This window comes from Deltaproteobacteria bacterium (genome assembly GCA_005879535.1).
Lineage (GTDB): Bacteria > Myxococcota > Myxococcia > Myxococcales > 40CM-4-68-19 > 40CM-4-68-19.
On the sequence record VBKI01000098.1, the window covers coordinates 1 to 20,430 of the forward strand.

General features: G+C 68.1%; 20 protein-coding genes and 1 pseudogene. 18 read left to right on the forward strand and 3 right to left on the reverse strand.

Annotated elements, in window-relative coordinates; genetic code table 11:
* The 9 genes and pseudogenes from E6J58_23150 to ureG all read left to right on the forward strand — a co-directional run.
* Positions 1-174: urea ABC transporter permease subunit UrtB (locus E6J58_23150; protein TMB32266.1), on the forward strand; the 174-nt coding region annotated here is incomplete at its 5' end.
* Between the two features lie 8 nt (positions 175-182).
* Positions 183-1,325 (forward strand): urea ABC transporter permease subunit UrtC, encoded by a 1,143-nt coding sequence (urtC, locus tag E6J58_23155; protein ID TMB32314.1) that lies wholly within the window; start codon positions 183-185, stop codon positions 1,323-1,325.
* Positions 1,235-2,058 (forward strand): annotated as a pseudogene (gene urtD, locus E6J58_23160) (urea ABC transporter ATP-binding protein UrtD). Before urtC ends, urtD begins: the two are co-directional and overlap by 91 nt.
* Positions 2,058-2,750 carry an urea ABC transporter ATP-binding subunit UrtE gene (gene urtE, locus E6J58_23165; GenBank protein TMB32267.1) on the forward strand — a complete coding sequence of 231 codons (693 nt, stop codon included), beginning with the start codon at positions 2,058-2,060 and terminating at the stop codon, positions 2,748-2,750. Before urtD ends, urtE begins: the two are co-directional and overlap by 1 nt.
* Positions 2,751-2,787: 37 nt before the next feature.
* Positions 2,788-3,510, forward strand: a complete 723-nt coding sequence (locus E6J58_23170; GenBank protein ID TMB32315.1) for an urease accessory protein UreD — start codon at positions 2,788-2,790, stop codon at positions 3,508-3,510.
* Between the two features lie 13 nt (positions 3,511-3,523).
* Complete coding sequence (locus E6J58_23175; GenBank protein TMB32268.1) at positions 3,524-4,288, forward strand: urease subunit gamma; 765 nt, start codon at positions 3,524-3,526, stop codon at positions 4,286-4,288.
* Positions 4,285-5,994, forward strand: a complete 1,710-nt coding sequence (ureC, locus tag E6J58_23180) for an urease subunit alpha (GenBank protein TMB32269.1) — start codon at positions 4,285-4,287, stop codon at positions 5,992-5,994. Before E6J58_23175 ends, ureC begins: the two co-directional genes overlap by 4 nt.
* A gap of 9 nt (positions 5,995-6,003) precedes the next feature.
* On the forward strand, positions 6,004-6,651 hold the full coding sequence (locus E6J58_23185) for an urease accessory protein UreF (protein ID TMB32270.1): 648 nt from the start codon (positions 6,004-6,006) through the stop codon (positions 6,649-6,651).
* A 12-nt stretch (positions 6,652-6,663) separates the two neighbouring features.
* Positions 6,664-7,353: an urease accessory protein UreG gene (gene ureG, locus E6J58_23190; protein ID TMB32271.1), complete on the forward strand. Its 690-nt coding sequence runs from the start codon at positions 6,664-6,666 to the stop codon at positions 7,351-7,353.
* On the opposite strand, the gene E6J58_23195 is transcribed toward ureG, so the two are convergent.
* The gene (locus E6J58_23195; protein ID TMB32272.1) at positions 7,347-9,107 is read right to left on the reverse strand and encodes a hypothetical protein; all 1,761 of its coding nucleotides are present in this window, start codon (positions 9,105-9,107) and stop codon (positions 7,347-7,349) included. The two genes, ureG and E6J58_23195, sit on opposite strands and share 7 nt — an antisense overlap.
* 269 nt (positions 9,108-9,376) lie before the next feature.
* Positions 9,377-11,128: a GAF domain-containing protein gene (locus E6J58_23200; protein TMB32273.1), complete on the reverse strand. Its 1,752-nt coding sequence runs from the start codon at positions 11,126-11,128 to the stop codon at positions 9,377-9,379.
* A gap of 164 nt (positions 11,129-11,292) precedes the next feature.
* On the opposite strand from E6J58_23200, the gene E6J58_23205 reads away from it, so the two are divergent.
* The 9 genes from E6J58_23205 (at position 11,293) to E6J58_23245 (ending at position 19,644) form a co-directional block, all read left to right on the forward strand.
* The gene (locus E6J58_23205; GenBank protein ID TMB32274.1) at positions 11,293-12,627 is read left to right on the forward strand and encodes an ammonium transporter; all 1,335 of its coding nucleotides are present in this window, start codon (positions 11,293-11,295) and stop codon (positions 12,625-12,627) included.
* A 7-nt stretch (positions 12,628-12,634) separates the two neighbouring features.
* On the forward strand, positions 12,635-12,973 hold the full coding sequence (locus E6J58_23210; protein TMB32275.1) for a P-II family nitrogen regulator: 339 nt from the start codon (positions 12,635-12,637) through the stop codon (positions 12,971-12,973).
* A 92-nt stretch (positions 12,974-13,065) separates the two neighbouring features.
* Entirely contained in the window at positions 13,066-13,821 is a 756-nt protein-coding gene (locus E6J58_23215) for a hypothetical protein (GenBank protein TMB32276.1), read from the forward strand.
* 85 nt (positions 13,822-13,906) lie between these two features.
* Positions 13,907-14,161, forward strand: coding sequence for a hypothetical protein (locus E6J58_23220; GenBank protein TMB32277.1), 255 nt, complete (start codon positions 13,907-13,909; stop codon positions 14,159-14,161).
* A 138-nt stretch (positions 14,162-14,299) separates the two neighbouring features.
* Positions 14,300-15,379: a P1 family peptidase gene (locus tag E6J58_23225; protein ID TMB32278.1), complete on the forward strand. Its 1,080-nt coding sequence runs from the start codon at positions 14,300-14,302 to the stop codon at positions 15,377-15,379.
* A 12-nt stretch (positions 15,380-15,391) separates the two neighbouring features.
* The gene (locus E6J58_23230) at positions 15,392-16,228 is read left to right on the forward strand and encodes a class I SAM-dependent methyltransferase (GenBank protein TMB32279.1); all 837 of its coding nucleotides are present in this window, start codon (positions 15,392-15,394) and stop codon (positions 16,226-16,228) included.
* Entirely contained in the window at positions 15,850-17,658 is a 1,809-nt protein-coding gene (locus tag E6J58_23235; GenBank protein TMB32280.1) for an amidohydrolase, read from the forward strand. Before E6J58_23230 ends, E6J58_23235 begins: the two co-directional genes overlap by 379 nt.
* Positions 17,658-19,229: an AMP-dependent synthetase gene (locus tag E6J58_23240; GenBank protein TMB32281.1), complete on the forward strand. Its 1,572-nt coding sequence runs from the start codon at positions 17,658-17,660 to the stop codon at positions 19,227-19,229. Before E6J58_23235 ends, E6J58_23240 begins: the two co-directional genes overlap by 1 nt.
* Before the next feature lie 10 nt (positions 19,230-19,239).
* The gene (locus tag E6J58_23245) at positions 19,240-19,644 is read left to right on the forward strand and encodes a tautomerase (GenBank protein TMB32282.1); all 405 of its coding nucleotides are present in this window, start codon (positions 19,240-19,242) and stop codon (positions 19,642-19,644) included.
* Here E6J58_23245 and E6J58_23250 read toward each other — a convergent pair.
* On the reverse strand, positions 19,641-20,423 hold the full coding sequence (locus E6J58_23250; GenBank protein ID TMB32283.1) for a TIM barrel protein: 783 nt from the start codon (positions 20,421-20,423) through the stop codon (positions 19,641-19,643). The two genes, E6J58_23245 and E6J58_23250, sit on opposite strands and share 4 nt — an antisense overlap.
* Between the last annotated feature and the right edge of the window lie 7 nt (positions 20,424-20,430).

Below are 20,430 nucleotides of genomic sequence, written 5' to 3' on the forward strand. Positions count from 1 at the left end.
CAGCTGGCGGGCACGATCGCGGCGGCGGCGGGACTCGGCCTCGCGAACAAGTTCCTGGAACCGGTCGCGGGCGCGGTGCTGGCGAAGATCGTCGTACTTGTGTTCATCATCCTCTTCATCCAGCGGCGTCCGCAGGGACTGTTCGCGCTGCGCGGGCGGGCGGCGGACGACTGATGGCCACCATGACGCGGAGGCTGCTCAGCCTGGGCGCGAACTTCTCCTGGCCGCAGTGGCCCCTGCCGGGGGCAGGACTGCGAACTCTCTTTCCACGCCGGACGTGGACCATCGTGCTCGGTGGATACGCGCTGCTCGCCGTCGTCGTGCCGGTGCTGCACCTCGCCGTGCCTGCCTCGAGCGCCTGGCACGTCGGAGACTACGCAGTCACGCTGGGCGGCAAGATCCTCTGCTACGCCACCGTGGCGCTCGCCATGGATCTGGTCTGGGGATACGCGGGCATCCTCAGCCTGGGCCACGGGCTCTTCTTCGCGCTCGGCGGCTACGCGATGGGCATGTACCTGATGCGCGCCATCGGCAGCGAGGGCGTATATGGCGACCCGATCCTGCCCGACTTCATGGTGTTCCTCGACTGGAAGCAGCTGCCTTGGTACTGGCAGGGCTCGGAGCATTTTCTCCAGCAGGCGCTGCTGGTGGTCGTCGCACCCTCGCTGATCGCCTTCGTCTTCGGCTGGTTCGCGTTCCGTTCCCGCATCCGGGGCGTCTACTTCTCCATCATCACGCAGGCCCTCACGTTCGCCTTCATGCTCCTGTTCTTCCGGAACCAGACCGGATTCGGCGGGAACAACGGCTTCACCGACTTCAAGCGCATCCTCGGGTTCCACCTCGCCAGCCCCCGCACGCGCGTGGCGTTGTTCGCGCTCTCTGCCACCTGGCTCCTGGTCGCGCTGATCGGCTGCCGCCTGCTGGTGCGCTCGAAGTTCGGACGCGTGCTCACCGCCATCCGCGATGCGGAGGACCGGGTCCGTTTCTGCGGCTACGACCCGGTGGGGTTCAAGCTCTTCGTCTGGACGCTCTCCGCGGCCATCTGCGGCGTCGCCGGCGCCCTCTATGTGCCGCAGGTCGGAATCATCAATCCGTCGGAAATGTCGCCGGCGAACTCCGTGGAGATCGCCATCTGGGTGGCGGTCGGCGGCCGTGGCACCCTGCTCGGCCCGATCCTGGGAGCGGCGCTGATCAATGGCGCCAAGAGCTGGCTGACGGTCGCCGCGCCCGAGATGTGGCTCTACGCGCTGGGGCTCCTCTTCATCGTGGTCACGCGCTGGCTGCCCGACGGCGTGCTCGGCCTTTTGCGTCGGGAGAGCAAGTGAACCTCGACACGGCGCAGGGACCGATCCTCTACCTCGACGGCGTGACCGTCAGCTTCGACGGGTTCAAGGCCCTCGACAGCCTGAGCCTGATCGTCGACCCGGGCGAGCTGCGCTGCATCATCGGGCCCAACGGCGCCGGCAAGACCACCATGATGGACGTCATCACCGGCAAGACCCGCCCCGACGCTGGCGAGGCGCACTTCGGCAATGCGCACGACCTCACGCGCATGTCGGAGCCCGAAATCGCGCGGGCGGGGATCGGACGCAAGTTCCAGAAGCCGACCATCTTCAGGAACCACACCGTGTTCGAGAACCTGGAGGTGGCGCTGAAGACCGACAAGCGCGTCTTTCCCACCCTGGGCGCGCAACGCACCCCGGAGCAGGACGCGCGCATCGACGAGGTCCTCGAGGTGATCGGCCTGCGACGGAAGGCGGACCAGAAGGCCGATCTCCTCTCGCACGGCGAGAAACAGTGGCTGGAGATCGGCATGCTGCTCGTGCAGGACCCGCGGCTGCTCCTCCTCGACGAGCCGGTGGCCGGAATGAGCGACGACGACACGGCGCGCACCGGGGAGCTCTTGCGCTCCTGGTGGTGGTGGAGCACGACATGCACTTCGTCGAGAGCATCGGCCAGAAGATCACGGTGCTTCACGAAGGGCGGCTTCTGGCGGAGGGGACGCTCGAGGTGGTGCGCGAAGATCCGCGCGTCGTCGAAGTCTACCTGGGGCGCTGATGCTGAACGTGCGCGGGCTCAACCAGTATTACGGTGGAAGCCACATCCTGCGGGGAATCGATCTGGAGATCCCCACCGGCGCCTGCACCGCCCTGCTCGGCCGGAACGGCGTGGGCAAGACCACGCTCTTGCGGTGCCTGATGGGCGAGCTGCCGGTGCGCTCAGGGACAGTGGTCCTGGACGGCGAGGACGTCACCGCGATGCCGGTCTACGAGCGCGCCCGCCGCGGAATCGGGTACGTTCCACAAGGGCGGGAGATTTTCTCGCGCCTGACGGTGGCCGAGAACCTCGTCGTCGCCGAGGCGGCGGCACGCCGTGGCGAGGTCACGCCCCGCGAAGAGCTGGAGCAGCTCTTTCCCATCCTGCGCACCATGCAAAGGCGCCGGGGCGGCGATCTTTCCGGTGGCCAGCAGCAGCAGCTCGCCATTGCCCGGGCGCTGGTCCCCCGCCCGCGGGTACTGCTGCTGGACGAGCCCACGGAGGGAATCCAGCCCTCGACAATCAAGGAGATTGGACGCGTCCTGCGAAAGCTGCTCGAGCGGCAGATGACGATCCTCCTCGTCGAGCAGTACCTCGACTTCGCCCTCGAGCTCGCCGAGCACTGCGTGGTTCTCTCGCGCGGCGAGATCGTCATGCGCGGGCGCGCGGCGGAGCTGGATCCCGCGCAGGTCGGAAAACACCTTTCCGTCTGATAGAACGCGGGCCGTGCCGCAGATCGCGCACGGCGTGTTGTCGTTCGAGCGCGCGGGCGCCGCCACGGTGGTCGGCGCCGCCTACGCCACCCTGGGTGGCGGCTTCGTGGACGGGGATCGGGTGCGGCTGCGGATCTCCGTCGCCGAGGGAGCGCGCGCGTTCGTCTCCTCTCAGGGACCCACGCGCATCTACCGATCGCCGCGGGGCTGCGAGAGCGAGACCGCGGTCGAGATCGCTCCTGGCGGGGCGCTGGTCCTGGCGCCGGATCCGACGGCTTGTTTCGCGGGCGCTCGCTTCCGGCAGCGCATCGACGTGGCGCTCGCGGACGGCGCTTCCGTCGCGCTCTGGGACGTCCTTTCGGCGGGCCGCATCGCCCGCGGAGAGCGTTGGGCGCTCGATCGCTGCTCGCTCGCCCTCACGGCGCGGCGAGATGGGCGGACGTTCCTCGACGAGTGCTGGCTCCTCGATCCCTCGCATGGCGCGCTGCGCTCGCGTCTGGGCCGCTTCGAAGCCCTCGCCACGGCGCTACTCGTCGGGCCGTTGTTCGCGACGGTGGCCGAGAAGTGGCGCGCGGCGCTCGACTCGCAGCCACCCGCGGCACGCGCGCCGGTGCTCGAGTCCGCGAGCGCGCTCGCAGGCGGCGGGCTCGTCGTCCGTCTCGCCGCCGAATCGGTCGAGGAGCTGGTCCGCTCCCTGCGCTCCCGTCTCGCCGGAATTCCCGCGCTGCTCGGAGACGATCCCTGGGCGCGCCGCGCCTGAAAGGAGTGCTCGCATGCACCTGACGCCCCGCGAAGTGGACAAGCTGGTGTTGCACGGCGCCGGCGTCCTGGCGCAGAAGCGGCTCGCGCGCGGGCTGCGCCTGAACCAGCCGGAGGCGGTCGCGCTGATCTCGACGCAACTTCTGGAGTTGATTCGGGACGGCCGCAGCGTGGCCGAGCTGATGGATCTCGGGCGCCGCATGCTCGGGCGCGCCCAGGTGCTGTCCGGCGTGCCGGAGATGATCCTGGAAGTGCAGGTGGAAGGGACATTCCCGGACGGGACGAAGCTGGTCACCGTCCACCATCCCGTCGCGCTCGAGCAGGGAGATCTCGCGCTGGCCCTTTACGGCAGTTTCCTGCCTCCGCCGGACGCGTCGAAGTTCGCCGCCGCGCGCGAGGAGCCGGTGGCCGGAGAGGTGCTGGCTACTTCCGGTGAGATCGAGCTGAACGCCGGGCGGGAGGCGGTGGCGCTCAAGGTGGTGAATCGCGGCGACCGGCCCATCCAGGTGGGCAGTCACTATCCATTTGCGGAAACGAACCGGGCCCTGGTGTTCGACCGCGGGCGCGCCTACGGAAAGCGGCTCGACATTCCTGCGGGGACGGCGGTCCGGTTCGAACCCGGCGAGAGCCGCACCGTGCAGCTCGTCGCGTTTGCCGGCGCGCGCATCGTGCGCGGCGGAAACTCGCTTGGCGACGGTCCGACCACCCGGGAGAACCAGGCGCGCTTCCTCGACGCCGTCGCCTCCCGCGGATTCGGGCACGCGGAGGAGAAGCCGTGAGCCGGCGGATCGAGCGACGCCATTACGCGGACCTGTACGGACCAACCACGGGCGATCGCGTACGGCTCGGAGACACGGCGCTGATCGCCGAGGTCGAGCGGGATCTGACGTCGTATGGGGACGAGTGCAAGTTCGGCGGCGGGAAGGTCCTGCGCGACGGCCAGGGGCAGAAGGCGGGTGCCACCGACCCCGAGGCGCTCGACTGCGTGATCACCAACGCGCTGATCCTCGACTGGACGGGAATCTACAAGGCGGACGTCGGGATCAAGGACGGCCGCATCGCCGGCATCGGGAAGGCGGGCAACCCCGACACCATGGCGGACGTGACGCCCGGGATGGTGGTCGGCGTCACGACGGAAGCGATCGCCGGCGAAGGCCTGATCCTCACCGCCGGGGGGATCGATACGCACATCCACTTCATCAGTCCACAGCAGGCGCCGGACGCGATCGCGAGCGGCATCACCAGCTGGGTCGGCGGAGGGACGGGGCCGGCGACGGGAACCAACGCGACGACCTGCACTCCCGGAGCGTGGAACCTTGCCCGCATGCTGCAGGCGGTGGACGACCTGCCGTTGAACGTCGGGTTCACCGGCAAGGGGAACACCTCGCGGCCCGAAGGATTGCTCGATCAGATTCGCGCTGGCGCCATCGGGCTGAAGCTGCACGAGGACTGGGGCACGACCCCCGCGGCCATCGACTGCTGCCTCTCCGTCGCCGAAGGCGAGGACGTGCAGGTGACCATCCACACCGACACGCTCAACGAGTCGGGATTCGTCGACGACTCGATCGCCGCCTTCAAGGGGCGCACCATCCACACCTATCACTCGGAGGGCGCAGGTGGAGGGCATGCGCCGGACATCCTCCGCGTTTGCGGCGTCGCCTCGGTGCTCCCGTCCTCGACGAACCCGACCCGGCCCTTCACCGTGAACACGCTCGACGAGCACCTCGACATGCTGATGGTCTGTCACCATCTCGATCGCGAGATCGTCGAGGACGTCGCCTTCGCGGAGAGCCGCATCCGCGGGGAGACCATCGCCGCCGAGGACATCCTCCACGATCTGGGCGCCATCAGCATGATGTCGAGCGACAGCCAGGCGATGGGCCGCGTCGGCGAAGTGATCACGCGCACCTGGCAGACCGGCCACAAGATGCGCGAGCAGCGCGGGCGGCTGGCCGGGGAGCACGGAGAGAACGACAACCTGCGCATCCGCCGGTACGTGGCGAAGTACACGATCAATCCGGCCATCGCGCATGGATTCGCCGACGCGGTCGGCTCGGTGGAGATCGGGAAGCTTGCCGACCTGGTGCTCTGGAAGCCGGCGTTCTTCGGGATCAAGCCGGAGCTGGTGATCAAGGGAGGATTCATCGCCTGGGCGCAGATGGGGGATGCGGGAGCGTCGATCCCCACGCCCCAACCGCTGCTGATGCGCCCGATGTTCGGGGCGCGGGCGCCGGGAGCGATCAGCCTCGCGTTCGTTTCGCGGCGGGCGCTCGACGACGGCACGGTGACGCCGCTCGGGTTGCGCAAGCGGCTGCACGCGGTGCGCGGCTGCAGGTCGCTCGGCAAGCGCGACATGAAGCTGAACGACGCGCTGCCGAAGCTGGAGGTGGATCCGGAGAGCTACGAGGTGCGGGCCGACGGCGAGGTGTTGCGGTGCGAGCCCGCCACGCGGCTGCCCCTGTCGCAGAGGTACTCGCTGTTCTGAGGAGCGCGCATGTGGACAGTGCTCCAGCTGGCGGATTCCGCGTTTCCAACCGGGGGCTTCGCGCACTCGGCAGGCCTGGAAGCGGCGGCCCAGGCGCGTGAGGTCGAAGGCCCCGAAGGCGTCGCGCGGTTCGTCCGCGATGCGATCTGGCAAGCCGGGTGGGGCGCGTTGCCGCTGGTGCGCGCGGCGTTCGAGGATCCCTCGGCATTGCCTCGGCTCGACCGGCGCGCCGAGACGTTTCTCGTGAACCACGTCGCGAACCGCGCGAGCCGGACGCAGGGACGCGCGTTTGTTTCGACGGCGGCGCGGGTGTTTCCGCAGCGGGTTGGCCCGGTGCACGCGCGGGCGACGGGTCTGAAGCAGCACTTCGCCCCGCTCTGGGGCGCGGTCTGGCATGCGCTCGGTCTCGGGCTGGACGATGCGCAGCGCGTCCTCCTCTGGAGCACCGCGCGCAACGTGTTGTCCGCCGCGGTGCGGCTCGGGCTGGTGGGGACGCACGAAGCGCAGGCGCTGCTCGCGCAGCTCGGGCACGTGCTCGACGAGGTTCACCGGGCCTGCGGCGGCCTGGGCGTCGAAGACCTGGCGCAAGCCGCGCCGTTGGCCGATCTGCTGCAGGGAACTCACGACCGGCTCTATTCACGGCTCTTCCAGTCCTGACGGAGGTCACCGATGGCGCACGAGGGCGAGCACGAGCATGCGGATCATCCCGGCCACTTCCACGAGCGCGAGACGCCGAGGCGGCGCGACTATAGCGCGCGCGCCTTCACGGTTGGGGTCGGAGGCCCCGTCGGCAGCGGGAAGACGGCGCTGGTGCTGGCCCTCTGCCGTGCGCTGCGCGACCGCGTCAGCCTCGGAGTGGTGACCAACGACATCTTCACCCGGGAGGACGCCGAGTTCCTGGTGCGCAACGAGGCGCTGCCGCGGGAGCGGATCCGCGCGGTGGAGACGGGCGGCTGCCCGCACGCGGCGATCCGGGAGGACATCAGCCACAACCTGCTCGCGCTCGAGCAGTTGATGGAGGAGGTGCATCCCGATCTGCTGTTCGTGGAGAGCGGTGGGGACAATCTGGCGGCGCAGTACAGCCGCGAGCTCGCGGACTACACCATCTACGTCATCGACGTAGCGGGCGGAGACAAGGTCCCGCGCAAAGGCGGCCCGGGGATTACGCAGTCGGATCTGCTGGTGATCAACAAGACGGATCTGGCGCCCCACGTCGGTGCGGATCTGTCAGTCATGGACCGGGACGCGCGCCGGATGCGCGGCGACGGCCCTACCGTGTTTGCTGAGGTGACGAAAGGCGTCGGTGTCGACGAGATCGTATCGAACCTGCTCGCCGCCTGGCGGCGCAGGACTCAGTGACGGACGAACATCGCACCGCGGCCGGTGAGAAAATACGATCGCCCATCCGGCAGCGGGAAGTATTGCGCGCTGGCGCCACCGGTGAACAGTCGCTCCATCGTCCACGACTTGCCGTCGAAGTGATGGACCGAGACATCCTGGTCCATGCGATCGACCGTCGTGACATCGTCGTCCGAGCGAGCCACGACCGCAAGCGTAGGAAACTCCCCCGCTTCCTGAAAAGCGATGCCGTCCCAGCGCAGGACCCGGGCGGTGAACGGCAACTGACTCTCGACGCGTTCGACGGCCCAGGCGACGCCTCGCATCGGCGAAGACACGGAGTAGATGGTTCTCGACGGCATCGGGCTTTCGTACAGTTTCTTCCACGCCGACCCGTCCCAATGCCAGATGACCCCGCGTCGGTTGGAACCCTGGCCGGTCTCCCCACTAGCCCAGAGATCATTCGCCGTCCCAGAGAGGGAATACATCCAGTCGCCGCCACATCCGCCCAGGTCATGCCAGGCCGTGCCGTCGTACGACTTCACGTGGACCACCTGCTCGGGCATCTGATCGACGAGAAAGGCCGCCTTGGCGGGGCCGAGCGAGATGCCGGATCCGACCATTCCGCCAAGGTCCAACTTCGTCCACGCGGAACCATCCCAATGCCAGAGGTCGCCGTACACGAACCACACGTCGCGTGAGCCGCTGCCCAGGGCCGCTCCGGAAAATCCTGCGAAGTACGCGGCGGGCGCGACAAATGACCACCGCCTTCCGTCGAATCGGTAGATGTCGTTGTTCGTAGCCATTCCCCACAAGTCGCTCGCGCGCTCGCCGCCCATCGCGATGATGCCCGCCGTGGTCGTTGCGACGGCTGCGGTCGCGGAGAGACTGATCCGTGAAATGGTCTCGTGCGTGATGCCGACGAGGTCGTGGCCGAGAGCCGCCATCTCCGACTGCTCCGGATGATCAGGCAGGAGCGTCGTCCATTTCGCGCCGTCATAATGCGACCTGCCATTCGTCCAGACGTCGTTGGCGCCAAAAGTCCAGATGGCCCCGACGCCCCCCTCAAAATGGACCGGACAAAGGCCGTCGCAATTGTCGGCCTGGACGAACCCCTCCGACGTCCACCGCGTTCCGTCGAAGTGCGCGCGTGTCCCGTTCGGGTTCATGCCTCCGCTGCGACCGGTCGTCCAGATGTCGTCCGGGCCGCTCGCGGCGAGGTGGACGGTCCAGCCACCCCCCAATCCTTCCTTGAGCCAGGTGCTCCCGTTCCAGCGCTGCGTTCCGTCGCTGCTGACGGCGAAGGCGTTGTCGCGGGAAAATGCGACGACTCGGGCCCCGGGAACGTTATGGTAGTACGGATCGGACACCGCCGGCGTCCACCCTGGTGATGTCGTAAAAGCGCTGCCGTCCCAATGCAGCACGACGGCCGCTCCCACGGCCCAGACGTCATCCGCGCCGACGCCAGCGACGCTGGTCAGATTGTCGGAGACGCCGCTCGGGACCTGCGTCCATTGCTTGCCATCCCAATGCAGGGCGACGCCACCATTTCCCACCGCCCACGCTTCGTCGGAACCGTGCGTCCAGACGGCGCGCAGCGTCGCCCGCGTCGGCGTGCGAGTGACGTTCCATCGCGCGCCGTCCCAGTGAAGCGCCATGCCGCTGGTTCCGACCGCCCAACCATTGCGAGCGTCGGATCCCGAGATCCCCGTGAGGTCGTTTCCAATCGGCGCGTTCAGCTGGCAGAACCCCGACGTGTCGCAGCCCGCGTACACGCCGGCAAGGTTGCCGCGCAAAGACGGCGGCAACTCGTCGCTGGACGCGGCGCCGGGTACCGGATCGTCAAGTTGCCCCGCATCGGTGATGTCTGGGATCCCGCCGTCACCCTGCTGATAACCAGCAAAGCGAGACGTATTGCAGCCCCCAACAAGACACGCCGCAGCCGCGAGCCACGCAATGCGCACGCGTTCCCCCCCCCCGATGCGCGCGAATCTAGCCATCGAGGGAAGCGAAGGGGTGTCGAAGATCAGACGAATTTCGCGGCCTAGCGGCCCACTGACTTCCAGCGTGGCGGCGGCGGCGTGACGACCTGCGATCCGCGGAAACGACCCGGGTCGATACCGTACTTGCGCACCTTGTAGCCCATGATCCGCTCGGTGGTGCCGAGCAGGCGCGCCGCCTTGGCGCGGTTCCCGCGCGCGCTCTTCAGCGCGTCGACGATGAGGTCCTTCTCGTACTGCTCCACCGAGTCGGACAGCGACGTGTGCATCACGGTGCCGGACGCTTCCGCCGTCTGCAGCGTGGGCGGTAGGTGGTGACCGTGGATCACCTGCCCATCGCAGGTGAGCACCGCCCGCTCGAGGATGTTCTCCAGCTCGCGCACGTTGCCCGGCCAGTGGTAGCTCACGAGCATGTCGATGGCCGGCGTGGAGATGCGGCGGATCTGGCGCTTGTGCTGGCGGGCGTACTTGGCGAGGAAGTGGTCCGCGAGCAGCATGATGTCCGGTTTGCGGTCGCGCAGGGGCGGGACGAAGATCGAGAAGACGTTGAGGCGGTAGTAGAGGTCCTCGCGGAACTGCCGTTCGCTGATGCTCGCCTCCAGATCGCGGTTGGTGGCCGCGACGAGGCGAACGTCGGCACGCACCGTCTCGGTGCCGCCGAGCCGCTCGAACTCACGTTCCTGGAGAACCCGCAGGAGCTTCACCTGGCTGGGGAGCGGGATCTCGCCGATCTCGTCGAGGAAGAGAGTGCCGCCTTCCGCCAGCTCGAACCGGCCCTGCTTGCGCTGCTGCGCGCCGGTGAAGGCGCCGCGCTCGTACCCGAACAATTCCGCCTCGATCAACGTGTCCGGAAGCGCCGCGCAGCTCACGCGGATGAAGGGCTTCGCCGCGCGCGGCGAGTTGTAGTGGATGGCGTGGGCGATCAGCTCCTTGCCGGTGCCCGACTCACCGCGGACCAGGACGGTAGTGTTGGTCTGCGCCACCTGCGCGATCTGCTCGTAGACCTGCCGCATCGGGCCGCTGGTGCCGACGATGTTCGACAGATCGTAGCGCTCTTCCAGCTCCTGCCGCAGATGGCTGTTCTCCGCGAGCAGGCGGTTGCGCTCCGCCTCGATGGTGCGATTGGCGCGGAGGGACTGGGCGATCATGGAGGCGACGACGGAAAGGAACTGCGCGTCGGCCTGGTAGTCGCGGTTGGCGTCGAAGGGGAAGTCGACGGCGAGCGCGCCGGCCGGCTTGCGCTCGAGAAGGATGGGGACGCAGACCAGGCTCCACTCGGTAGAGCCCGAGCGACGCTGGAAGGCGCGGTTCATCACCAGCGGTTCCCGTCCGGTGGCCGGGATCACGATGGGCCGCCCGCTCTGCACCACCTTGCCGACTACACCTTCGCCGACCTTGTATCGGGCGCGAAGCCCGTCTGCGGGAATGCCCACCGCAGCCTCGACGCCGATCTCGATGGTGGACTCGTCGAGGAGGAAGACGGCGGCGCGGACGGTGCCGCGATGCTGCTCGAGCTTCTCGAGCACCCGCTCGAGCGAGCCGCGCAGCTCGGGACCGCTGGCGAGGGTCTTTCCAATCTCGGAGAGGACCGAGAGGAAACGGATGTCCGTGCGTGCTTCGCTGGCTGCTGCCACGGCCACGGACGAACGGTTAGCAGCGACGAAAATGTCTGGCACTTCCCATGAAGATACGCCTTTGTAGGATCGCCAACCCGGACCCGACTTCCCTCGGAGAACGGCATGCTCCGGCCACCGCGATGCGTCTCTCGGGTGTTCGGACCAAGCCCGTCGCACCATACCGACACTTTTGTCTCAATCTTGGTCATTTCCGACGAAATCGTGCGCCGATCCTGTAGGGCGGGATTTCCACTGCAGCGGCGCGCGTGGCGGCTAAAGTGGTCCTGCGTTTGCACGCTTTGCGCTCAGCACCAGCGGCGGACTCCCCGCCGCAAGGAGGAAGAATGCCGATTGCGGCCCTCGACAAGGGCGACACCGCGTGGGTTCTCATCTGCTCCGCATTCGTCCTCTTGATGACGATGCCCGGTCTCGCGCTCTTCTACGGCGGGATGGTCCGGCAGCGGAACGTGCTCTCCACGCTGGTGCAGTCGCTCGCCGCACTCTGCGTCATCTCCTTGCAGTGGGTGCTGTTCGGATACTCGCTCGCGTTCGGGCCCGACAAGGGCGGGCTGATCGGCGGCCTGGAGTGGGTCGGGCTGCGCGGCGTCGGTCCCGGGCCATCGGGTTACGCGCCGACGATCCCGCACCAGGCCTTCATGCTCTTCCAGATGATGTTCGCGGTGATCACCCCCGCGCTGATCACCGGCGCCTTCGCCGAGCGGAAGCGATTCGCCGCCTACCTTCTCTTCATCATCCTCTGGTCCACGCTGGTCTACGACCCGCTCGCGCACTGGGTCTGGGCGGAGGGCGGTTTCCTCCGCAAGCTGGGCGCGCTCGACTTCGCCGGCGGCACCGTCGTCCACCTCTCCTCCGGCACTTCCGCGCTGGTCTGCGCGCTGATGATCGGCAAACGGAGAGGCTATCCGCACACTCCGATGCCGCCCCACAACCTGCCGCTGACGCTGATCGGCGCGGGGCTGCTCTGGTTCGGCTGGTTCGGGTTCAATGCAGGCAGCGCGTTGGAGGCGTCCGGGGTCGCCGCCAGCGCGTTCCTCACCACCAACACCGGGGCGGCGGCGGCCGCGCTGGGCTGGATGGCGGCGGAGTGGAAGCTGCGAGGCAAACCGACGGCGCTCGGCACGGCATCCGGCGCGGTCGCGGGCCTCGTGGCCATCACTCCGGCCTGCGGCTTTGTCGGCCCCCTGGCCGCGATGGTGATCGGCGGCGTGGCCGGAATCCTCTGCTTCGCCGGCTGCCATCTCAAGGCGCGGCTCGGGTACGACGACTCGCTCGACGTGGTCGGCGTCCACGGCGTGGGCGGCACCTGGGGCGCGCTGGCCACCGGACTGTTCGCCTGGAAAGCAGTGAACGGCGGCGGCGCGGACGGACTGTTCCACGGAAACCCCGGCCAATTCTGGACGCAGCTCGTAGCGGTGCTCGCGACCATCCTGCTGGCCGCACCGATGACGTTCGTGATCCTGAAGGTCGTCGATGCGTTGGTTGGCATCCGCGTCAGCTCGGACGACGAAGTGACCGGCCTCGACCTTTCACAGCATTCCGAGAACGCATACGCCCTCGGCGGCTCGATCGTCGGCGAGCACGTCGGCGGCGCCCCCCGCGAAGAGCTCTCCCGGCGGAGCAGCAGCAGCGCCTTGATGAGCGCGCTGGGGAAGAGCTGAGGCAAGGATGAAGAAGATCGAGGCCATCATCCGTCCCTCCAAGCTCGACGAGGTGAAGGAGGCGCTCAACTCTGTCGGCGTGAGCGGAATGACGGTGAGCGAGGTGAAAGGCTTCGGCCGCCAGAAGGGCCACAAGGAGCTGTATCGCGGGGCGGAGTACATCGTGGACTTCGTCCCGAAGATCAAGGTGGAGGTCGTGGTCCAGGACGACTTCGTCGGGCAGGCCATCGACGCCATCGAGCGCAGCGCCAAGACGGGCAACCTCGGGGATGGGAAGATCTTCGTCGTCGAGGTGGTGGAGGCAGTGCGGCTCCGGACCGGAGAGCGGGGGAACCTTGCGCTCTGACCGTTTCACGGACGGGCTCGATTCTGATCGTCGCCGTCGCTCCCCGGCCCCGGCCGAGTCGCCCGGGCCGAAGGCATGTCCGCCCTTTCAAGATGATTGGGCGGACATTCATTCTCTGGCGGCGCGGCCAACGTAGCCGCGACCGGCGTCATGCGGTGACGGGCGTGTCAGACCCCACCCGTACGCTGCGGATCATGAAGGCGATCCAACAGGAGCTCCCGCTTCCGCGCTGGGGAGGCGCCCGCAAAGGCGCGGGCCGGAAGCGGAAATCTCCGCGCAAGAACGTTCAGCACCGGCCGCGAAAGAAGTTCCGCCAAGGCGCGCTACACGTCACCGTTCGCGTGCGCCGCGAAGTCTGGAATCTGCGCACGCATCGATGCTTCCGTGCACTGAAGCGCGCATTCGCCGCCGGATGCGAAAAGTTCGGCTATCGGCTCGTCCAATTCTCCGTGCAGGGCAACCACATCCACATGATCGTCGAGGCTCCCGACGTGGTCGCGCTTGGCCGGGCAATGAAGGGACTCGAGGTGCGGATGGCGAGGTCGCTGAACAAAGTGATGTCGCGCCGCGGCCCCGTCTTTGCCGATCGCTACCACGTGCACCTGCTTCGCTCTCCGCGCGAGGCGTTCCACGCCATCCGGTACGTGCTCGACAACTGGGCCATCCACGGAGCTCGCGAAAAGCAGATCCCGCCCGAAGGGCCGGATCCGCGGTGCTCCGCCTGGCCGGACGACCAGGGCCCACGGCTCGTCGCCAAAGCGCAGTGGTGGCTCCTTTGCGTGGGTGCCCATCGCGCGGCGTGCCGACTCGGGACTCCCAAGTTCGCGGCGCGCGCTCTCGCCATTTAGCGGGAAGGTGCCAAGGCACGTGCGACGCGTGGACGCTGAGTAAAAGGAACGGCAGCGCCCGGCCTTGCTGCTACTGTTCGCAGCCATGGCGACGATTCTCGAGTTGATTTCTATTGCGACGGGGTTCGCCGGGGCGTTGTTCTGGTTCCTCTCGGCCAGCGGCAAGGTCCCTCTAATGCTGCAGTACTGGGATCGCGCGCCAGCAACTGACCCTTTCTATCAGTCGTTTTTCTACAGCGTGCAGATGAACAAGATTGCCGCCGCATTGACGGGAGTCTCCGTCCTTGCTGCGGCTGCAGCAAAGTTGCTCGAAAGGCGCACCCGCGTCGGAACCGTGTGAGGCTTGATAGCGGAATGAACTCCGGCTCCTTACGGAGAGGGTCGGACGGCGATAGGTGTCCCGCCCTTTCAAGTCGCCAATGCCGGCGATTGGCGTAAACATGTTGCGTGCACGCTGCATCCTCGTCCCGGGAGGCTGATGCTGCTGGCGCTCGTCCTCGCCGAAGTTGTAGCCGCCGAGGCGGCGCTGCCGCGGCCACGCATCCGGGAGTGGGGCGTGCGGGTCGGAATCCTCGAGAGCGGCCCGCTGAATTCGATCACCGACGTGGCCGGGGTTCGGGTCGGGCATGCGACCGTGGTGCGCGGCGAGCCGCTTCCGTCCGTCAACACCGGAGTCACGGTCGTGCTGCCGCACGCCGGAAACATCTTCCGCGAGAAGGTGGCTGCCGCGGTCGTGGTTGGAAATGCCTTCGGCAAGCTCGCTGGCGCGCTTCAAGTCAACGAACTGGGCGAGCTGGAGTCCCCGGTCGTGCTCACGTGTACGCTCTGTGTCGGCAAAGCCTGGGACGCGACCGCCGCCTGGCTTCTCTCCCTGCCCGGGAACGAGGAGGTCCGCTCGGTGAACCCGCTGATTGCGGAGACCAACGATGGCACCCTCAACGACATCCGGCAGCGCCCGATTGCCGCGAGCGACATATTGGAGGCACTGCGCAGCGCGAAGGAGGGCCCCGTCGAGGAAGGCAGCGTGGGCGCGGGGCGCGGGACCGTGGCCTTCGGCTGGAAGGGCGGAATCGGGACGTCGAGCCGCAGGCTGACGAAGAAGCTGGGAGGCTGGACGCTCGGCGCTCTCGTCCAAAGCAATTTCGGAGGCATCCTGACCATCGCGGGTGCGCCGGTGGGCCTGGAGCTGGGGAGGTATTTTCTCGAGGGGGAAACCGGGAGCATCGTCGTGGTGATCGCCACCGACGCACCGCTGGACCACCGCGAGCTCGAGCGGGTGGGCCGGCGCGCACTGCTTGGGGTGGGTCGCACGGGAAGTCCGATGACCAATGGCTCCGGAGACTTCGTGATCGCCTTTTCCACCGCTCGAGGCTCGGCGCCGCTGCCCAACGATGCGCTTTCACCGCTCTTCGAGGCGACCGTCGAAGCCACTGAGGAGGCGATCTACAATTCCCTCTTCCGCGCCACTACCGTGCGCAGCGCCCGCCGGACCGTCGAGGCGTTACCGCTGGAACGCGTTCGCGAGATCCTGCAGCGCCACGGTATTGCGGTCCGGTAAGCTCATCGACCCATGGCGAACGAAGAGCAGAACCGGATCTGGAACGAAGTCAACGCGCCGCGCTTCCTCGCCCTCCGCGGCGAGTTGGAGAAGGCCTTGGCGCCGTTCGGTCGGGCAGCCATCGACGCGCTCGCGCCGGCCAGAGGCGATTCCGCGCTGGACGTCGGATGTGGCTTCGGCGCGACGACCACCGATCTGGCCTTCCGGGTCGGCCCTTCCGGACGCGTCCTCGGCGTCGACGTCTGCGAGCCCTTTCTCGCCGCGGCGCGCGCCGAAGCGCCCGCCAACGTCCGATACCTGAGCGCCGATGCGCAGACCCAGGCCTTCGACACGGCCTTCGATCTCTGCTTCTCCCGCTTCGGCGTGATGTTCTTCGACGACCCGCCCGCCGCCTTCGCCAACCTGCGCCGCGCCCTGCGCCCTGGCGGCCGATTTGCCGCCGTGGTCTGGGCACCAGCGCGGCAGAACGCATGGGTGGAAGTGCCGCTCCGCGTTGTCACCGCTTACCTGCCGCCCCCGCCACCCACGTCGGGGCCGGGACCGTTCTCGCTCTCCGATCCCGCTCTCCTGGAGCAGCTGCTCGCGGGAGCCGGATTCTCGCGACCGCGCGTCACACCCTTGAGCTTGCCGTACCCCTCGGGCGCGACGGTCGAAGCCGCCGCGCGCCTGCTCCTCCAACTCGGCCCTTCGGCGGCAATCCTCCGCGACGCCGGCGAAGCGACCGAACGCCTCCGCCCGGTGATCGAAGCCGATCTGCGCGCCGCGCTCGTACCCTTCGCGACACCGCGCGGCATCGAGCTCCCGGCGATGGCGCTGGTCGCGACCGCGTCACGAGACGCCTCGGCATAGGCGCCCTTCCCGGCGGGCCCCGAATTTTGTACTCAGCAGGTATGACCGCCGCGATTGCCGCCCTTCTGGTGGCCGCCGGTACGCCGGCGACCGATGCCTATCTCGATCAGACCCGCACGCGCTGGGAGCAAGTCGCGAGACAGATCTGGGAGTTCTCCGAGCCCGCCCTGCAGGAGACGAAGTCCGCGGGAATGATGGCGGACCTGCTCGAGAAGGAGGACTTCAAGATCGCGCGCAACGTCGGCGGGATGCCGACGGCATTCGTGGCCACCGCCGGTTCCGGCTCGCCCGTCGTCGGCATCCTCGCCGAGTACGACGCGCTCCCCGGCCTCTCGCAGCAGGCCGGCGAGGCGAAAAAGGATCCGCGCACGCCCGATGCGCCGGGGCACGGCTGCGGGCACAACCTGCTCGGAACCTCCGCTGTCGCCGCCGCTGTCGCCGCGAACCAAGCGCGCATCTCGCAGAAGCTGCCCGGCACCATCAAGGTCTTCGGAACGCCCGCCGAGGAGATCCTGATCGGCAAGACCTTCATGATCATGGCCGGCGCTTTCAAGGACACCGATGTCGTCCTGTCCTGGCACCCCGACGACAAGAACCAGATCTCCAACGGGACCCGGCTGGCGCTGACCGCCACGGAAGTAGAGTTCTTCGGCAAGACAGCGCACGCCGCTGCGTCGCCGTGGCTCGGCCGCAGCGCCCTCGATGCGCTGGAATTGTTCGAGCACGGGATGTCGCTGATGCGCGAGCACATCCAGCCCACGGCGCGGATCCACCGCGTGATCAAGGACGGCGGCAAGGTGGCGAACGTGATCCCCGACTACTCCAAGGTGCAGGTCTGGCTGCGCGACAAGAACATTGCCAGCGTGGAGGAGATGATCGGACGCATGCGCAAGGCGGCCGACGGCGCGGCGCTCGGGACGGAGACCCGGGCCAAGGTCAGCGTGCTCGCCTCGGTCCGGGATCCCTTCAGCAACGCAGTCCTGGGAAAGGTGATGCAGACCGAGCTCGATCGAGTGGGGCCACCGCGCTTCGACGACAAGGACCAGACCTTCGCGAAGGCACTGCAGAAGGAAATCGGCGTACCGCAGGCGGGCCTCGCGACGGAAGTGATCCCGTTCGGTCCCGGCCACGGCAGCACTGCGTCCTCGGACATCGGCGAAGTCAGCGCCGTGGTCCCGCTCGCGGAGCTGAACGTCGCCGCCCGTCCGCTCGGCACCGCTTCGCACCACTGGTCGCAGACTTCCTGCGCCGCGCACCCGCTCGGATTCAAGGGGATGCACGTAGCAGCGAAGGTGCTGGGCGCGTCGCTCGTCGATCTCCTCACCGGTCCGCAGGCGGTCGCGCAGGCAAAGCAGGAGTTCGCCAGGTCGACGCAGGGAAAACCCTACGTCAGCCCGCTCGCCGCAGATGCCAAACCGCAGGTCTTCTGATGGTCGACTTCCGCTGGCTGATTCCCGAACGCTTCAACATGGGCGCCGACGTCGCCGATCGCCATCGAGGCGCGCTGGCGCTCGTCGAGATCGAGCCGTCCGGCAAGACGCGCGAGCTGACCTTCGACGCCATCTCCGCCCTCTCCAACCGGCTGGCGAACGTACTGGTCGCGCGCGGACTTCGGCGGGGCGATCGCATCGCCATCCTGCTCCCGCAGCGTCACGAGACCGCCGTCGCACACGCCGCGGCCTGGAAGGCGGGAATGATCTCCGTCCCCCTCTTCACGCTTTTCGGCGAGGAGGCGCTCGAGTTCAGGCTGCAGAACAGCGGCGCCCGCGCCATCGTCACCGACCGGGAGCAACTTCCCAAGCTCACGCGGCTGCGCCATGCGTTGCCCGACTTGAAGACGGTGCTCTGCGTCGACGGAGAAGCGGAAGGCGCCCTCGATCTGCACGCTCTGGCTGCGCAGGCGTCGGATCGATTCCAGATCGTCGACACCAGCGCTGAAGATCCGGCGCTGATCATCTACACCAGCGGCACCACCGGCCAGCCGAAGGGCGCGCTCCACGCCCACCGCACCCTGCTCGGTCACCTCCCGGGCGTCGAGTACCCGCACGACGGTTTCCCCAAACCCGGCGACCGCTTCTGGACGCCTGCGGACTGGGCCTGGATCGGCGGGCTGTTCGACGTGGTGATGCCCGCCTGGCATCACGGGATCACCGTCGTCGCTCACCGGCCGCGCAAGTTCGATCCCGGCGAAGCCATGCGGCTGATGGCGCGTCACGAGGTTCGCAACGTCTTCATGCCGCCGACGGCGCTGAAGCTGCTCCGCGCCTCCGGCGCCCGCGATCCCGGCGTTCGCCTCCGCAGCCTCGCCTCTGGCGGCGAGAGCCTCGGCGAGGAGCTGATCGAGTGGGGACGCAGCACGCTGGGTCTGACCATCAACGAATTCTACGGACAGACCGAATGCAACCTGGTGGTGGGAAACGGCGCCGAGCTTCCACCGGTACGGCCCGGTTGGACCGGCACCGCCATTCCGGGGCACACCGTGGCGATCGTGGACGAGCAGGGTCGCGAGCTGCCCGCGGGCGAGTTGGGGAGCATCGCGTACAAGCGACCCGACCCGGTGATGTTCCTCGAGTACTGGCGCAACGAGAGCGCTACGCGCGCCAAGTTCCGCGGCGACTGGCTGGTCAGCGGCGACCTCGGCTTGCGCGACGAAGCCGGATACTTCCGCTTCGTCGGACGCGACGACGACCTGATCACCAGCGGCGGCTACCGCATCGGCCCGGGCGAGATCGAGGCCTGCCTCACCCGCCATCCCGCCGTGGCGCTCGCTGCAGTGGTCGGTGAGCCCGATCCCGTCCGCACCGAAGTGGTGAAGGCCGTCATCGTCCTCAAGCAAGGGTTCACGCCGGGCGACGCGCTCAAGGCGGAGCTCCAGGAGCACGTGCGCTCCCGGCTCGCCGCGCACGAATATCCCCGCATCGTCGAGTTCGTGAAGGAGCTGCCGCTCACGGCGACGGGCAAGATCATCCGGCGGGCGCTGCGCTCGCCGAAGAAGGCCTGAGGGTGCTGCCATGCCGCATCTGCAGTTCGACCTGAGCTTCACGCCGAGCCCGGAACAGAAGACCCGCTTCGCCTCCGCTATCGTGGAGCACTTCGCGCGAGTGATGGATACCGGGAGCGATCACATCGCAGTTTCCCTTCGCTGTGGGGCTCGCGGGGACCTGACCTTCGGCCGCGCGGAGGACCCCACCCAGGGGATCGCGTTCCTCAATGCCGACCTCCGGCGTGGTCGGACGCCCGACCAGAAACGCCTGTTCGCGCTGGCCGCCATAGAGGAGCTGGAGCGCACGCTCGGCGTTCCGCGCGCCGCCGTGTACGTCATCTTCACCGAGCACGACGGTCCCGACTTCCAGATGCACGACGGCGTTCTGCCCTCCTGGTCAGCGGGAGAGAATCCGTTGGAGAATTTGCGTTAGCCGCGTTGCGCCCGAGGCAGCCACGCCAGCGCCTCGTCCATGTCGCCGCGCGGGCGGTACTCGAGCCCGACGCTGCCGCGATAGCCGAGCTCGTCGAGATCACGGAGGAGCTCAGGAATCGGCTGCTTTCCGGTGCCGGGCTGATTCCGTCCGGGCACGTCTGCAACCTGCACGTGCGCGACGAGCGATGAATACCGCCGCAGCGCCGCGCGCGCGTCCGCCCCCGCCATTCCCACGTGGTACTGGTCGAGCTGAAGCCGCACCGACGGCGTTCCCGCCGCTTCCACCAGCGCCGCGGCGCGATCGACCGTGTCGGCGAAGTAGCCAGGCATGTCGACGGAGTTGATCGCTTCCACCAGCAGTGTCGCCCCGATCTCCTGCGCCAGCGGCACCGCCGCGCGCAGGTTGGCGACCGCCGTCCGCTCCGCGTCGCCCCGCGATACACCTGGCGGCGGAATTCCCGCGAGCGCATTGAGCAGCCGCGTTCCGAAGCGCGGCGCGGACGTCACGGCATCGCGCACCGTCCGCAGGAAGTCCTCCTCGCGTCCCGGCAGGGAGAGGAGGCCGCGCTCTCCGCCCGCCCAATTGCCCGGCGCGGGATCGAACAGCACGAGCTCGAGACCATGCTCCTTCAGCGCCCGCTCGACCCGCGCAGGATCGAGCTCATGGACGAAGAGGATCTCGACACGCCGGAACCCCGCCTCCGCGGCGGCGCGAAAGCGGTCGTACACGTCCAGCTCCGGCCAGAGCATGGTGAGATTGGCGGCGAATCGCGGCATGGCCACT